This is a genomic window from Labilibaculum sp. (genome assembly GCF_041595635.1).
Classification (GTDB): Bacteria; Bacteroidota; Bacteroidia; order Bacteroidales; family Marinifilaceae; genus Labilibaculum.
Window position 1 is genome coordinate 1 of the sequence record NZ_JBFHJW010000124.1, and the last position, 3281, is coordinate 3281.

Consider the following 3281-nt stretch of genomic DNA (forward strand, 5'->3'; position numbering starts at 1 on the left):
ATTGTCGCCACAAAGACCTTCCGACTCTATTTCAGGATTCTGCTCTATTTGTGGCACATCTCCAAAACCAGAAAAGTAACCACCACCACCAACATTATTACTTTCTACGGCAAGCATGGCATTTAAAGCACCCGTTGAAACAATTTCAAAATTATAATCGCCATTGGAGTCAAGATGATTTGCAAGTGTTGCCTCTGGAATATCGTAGGTTTCCCAGTAGGTGTTTCCTGCTACTGATTTGTTAAAACTGGTAACTTCAGATCCATTTATTGTAATGGTTGATCCCTCCTGGCTCACTAGTTTAAGAATAGGGCTAACCGTTAAAGTTGATAATTTATTCGCATAGGCAATGGTTACTTCTTTGTCGGCAGTACATTTTAGTGGAGGAATAAAGCAAAAACCTGCTGTTTGCTTTTTGTTTGCTCCCGATAAAGTCTGATAACAAAAGATATTTTTGTCAGATCGAATGTATAGGTTTTTATTTGTTCCAAAATCAGTATAGTCAGTAAAGTAATATTCACCTTGATTCAATGTTGTCTCAGCTGTAGAACTTCCATTTAAGTAGATATTTGTATTGTCTTCTGTGGCTACAACCAATGCTTTTTCATTGTATTGAGCTCCACCACTTATACCTTCACCTTTAATAAGTATGTATTCATCACCTACTACATCAGTGGGTACCAATTGATCAAATCCAACATCTCTACCTGGATTTCTATTTCCGTAACCTGAAGCACACATGGATCCGGAACTCACCGCTATGGGTTTGTTAGAGGTGATATGGGTTCCATTCACATCATTTAAATTAGAGGTTTGTTTTAGTAAATTAACAATGCTAATTCCGATTACTACTGATTGACCTTTATTTAAACTAATTGTAAATGTATTGGACGTTTGTCCGGTAAATATCACTCTTGGATTACTGAAGGTGATATTGGTATTGTTTTCAGTAGCCATAACGCCAATAAAATGACCGTTTTGATCATCATATCCACCTGTTTGTGAGTACATGTGACCACTGTAAAAATCAGTTCCTAATCCGGTTGTTCCCTTTGATGTTAGCAGATCGCCCTGGGCTGTTGATACGTTTTGAACATTGACAAAAAATTTCTTTGAACCCGATACAATCAAGCCTTCGGTGTCGAGAACGGTATTTAAATCACCGGTTCCGATGATTCCCTGAGATTCCAAGATAGTTTTTGGCCAATCTAAATCAACTTTTTTCGGGGAAGAGCTTGATAAACTTACTGTTTTAACAAAAGAACCATCGTTATTTGTTATGGTTACCGTAAAAGCAGTACTTTCCGATGTGGTAAGCACCATTCTGTGGTTTTTAACATTGCTAGAAGAATTGGTAAAAGAACACATGGGAGGGAGGTAGTGCAAACTATCTACCTGAGCTTGGACAAGCTCCACTTTAAGGAAAAGGATGGAAAATAAAGATATAAATACAAGTAGAAATTTTTTCATAAAATGGCATTAGAATTATAGTCAGGTTTACGTTACGAATATAATTGAAAAATGTTTACGCTTCATTTGTTCAAACCGAATAAAAAAACGCAGTCCCATTACAGAACTGCGTTGAATTTCCCTAAGGAAAGTATTTTGGATTTTATTATCCTCGGATTGCGCTTACACCAGGAAGCTCTTTTCCTTCGATGTACTCTAGTAAAGCACCACCACCAGTTGAAACATAGCTTACTTTGTCAGCCAAACCGTATTTGTTGATTGCAGCAACCGAGTCGCCACCACCAATTAAGGAGAAAGCACCTTTTTCAGTAGCAGTTACAATGGCATCAGCAATGGCTTTGGTTCCCTTTGCGAAAGTATCCATTTCGAATACGCCAACAGGACCATTCCAAAGAATAGTTTTCGATTCTTCGATTACTTTTTTGAAGCTTTCGATAGTAGCATCGGCAACATCTAATCCCATCCATCCTTCAGGAATTGCGTTTACGTCGCAAGCTTTAGTATTTGCATCGTTCGAAAAGTCATCAGCAATTAAAGCATCGGTAGCAAGGTGAAGTTTCACGTTGTTTTCTTTCGCTTTTTTCAAGATTTCTCTAGCAGTTTCTAATTTGTCATCTTCTACTAATGAGTTTCCGATTGTTCCACCAATTGCTTTCACAAAAGTGTAAGTCATACCACCACCAATAATCAAATGATCAACTTTTGCCATTAAAGTTTGGATGATTTCAATTTTAGAGGAAACCTTAGCTCCACCCATAATTGCAGTCAACGGACGTTTTGTATCTTTTAATACTTTATCAACGCTTGATAGTTCGTTTTCCATTACGTAACCAAACATTTTAGCTTCAGGGAAAAACTTCGCGATAACAGCAGTAGAAGCGTGAGCACGGTGAGCAGTTCCGAAAGCGTCATTGATCCAAAGATCAGCTAAATCGGCTAATTTTTTTGCAAAAGCTTCATCACCTTTTTTCTCTTCATCGTAGTAACGAAGGTTTTCAAGTAAAAGAACTTCACCAGGTTTTAATGCAGCAGCCATTTCTTTAGCACTATCACCAATACAATCGTCAGCAAATTTTACATCAACACCAATCGATTTGCTAAGGTGAGCAACAATATACTTTAATGAGAATTTTTCATCTTTTCCCTTTGGTCGTCCCAAGTGAGACATTAAAATAGCAGAACCATTTCCTTCTAATACTTTTTTGATAGTAGGTAAAGCAGCACGAATTCGTGTGTCATCAGTAATTTCGAATTGATCGTTTAAAGGCACATTGAAATCTACTCGGATTATCGCCTTTTTTCCTGAAAAATTGTAAGTGTCGATACTTTGCATGATCTTATTTTTGTTAGTTTTTTTTTCGTGTTAGCAAAGGTAGCTTTTTCTACAAATCAGTGCAAAAAAGAAATTACGATTTCTTCTATGCCTAATTAATACAAGGGTTTACTTGTCGGATTCCTTGGTTTTGCAACGATTGCGAGAAAAATGAAAAATTGACTTTAGGCTTTAAAACGTCATATTTGTGGACTTCAAACGAGCAAGATGGCTACTTTTATCAATGCACTTGGATATTTTTTTAACTTTGGGTAGTCTAATGTGTTTTTGTGGCTAATTTTGCATTTTATTTGGCTCGGAAACAGAGATTTTTTCTCCGCAAAGGAAAGCTCATCACAGAATCGAAATTTATTTCATGCAATTTAAAGATATAATTGGACTGGAAACTGTTAAGCATCAGTTCATACAAACCGTTAAAGAAAATAGAGTAAGTCATGCGCAATTGTTGGTTGGTCCAAATGGGGTTGGAAAACTTCCA

The 3281-nt window shown here is 36.8% G+C and carries 2 protein-coding genes; both read right to left on the reverse strand.

Annotation, left to right across the window (positions count from 1 at the left end):
- Window positions 1-1470, reverse strand: a 1470-nt coding sequence (locus tag ABYT26_RS17585) for an IgGFc-binding protein (RefSeq protein WP_372756332.1), incomplete at its 3' end; no start/stop codon positions are given.
- A gap of 145 nt (window positions 1471-1615) precedes the next feature.
- Window positions 1616-2803 (reverse strand): phosphoglycerate kinase, encoded by a 1188-nt coding sequence (gene pgk / locus ABYT26_RS17590; protein WP_372756334.1) that lies wholly within the window; start codon window positions 2801-2803, stop codon window positions 1616-1618.
- Window positions 2804-3281 lie beyond the last annotated feature (478 nt).

What these genes read in the sequence shown, in the direction of transcription:
- pgk (WP_372756334.1), bottom strand. Translation starts at nt 2,803, where the DNA reads ATGCAAAGTATCGACACTTACAATTTTTCAGGAAAAAAGGCGATAATC.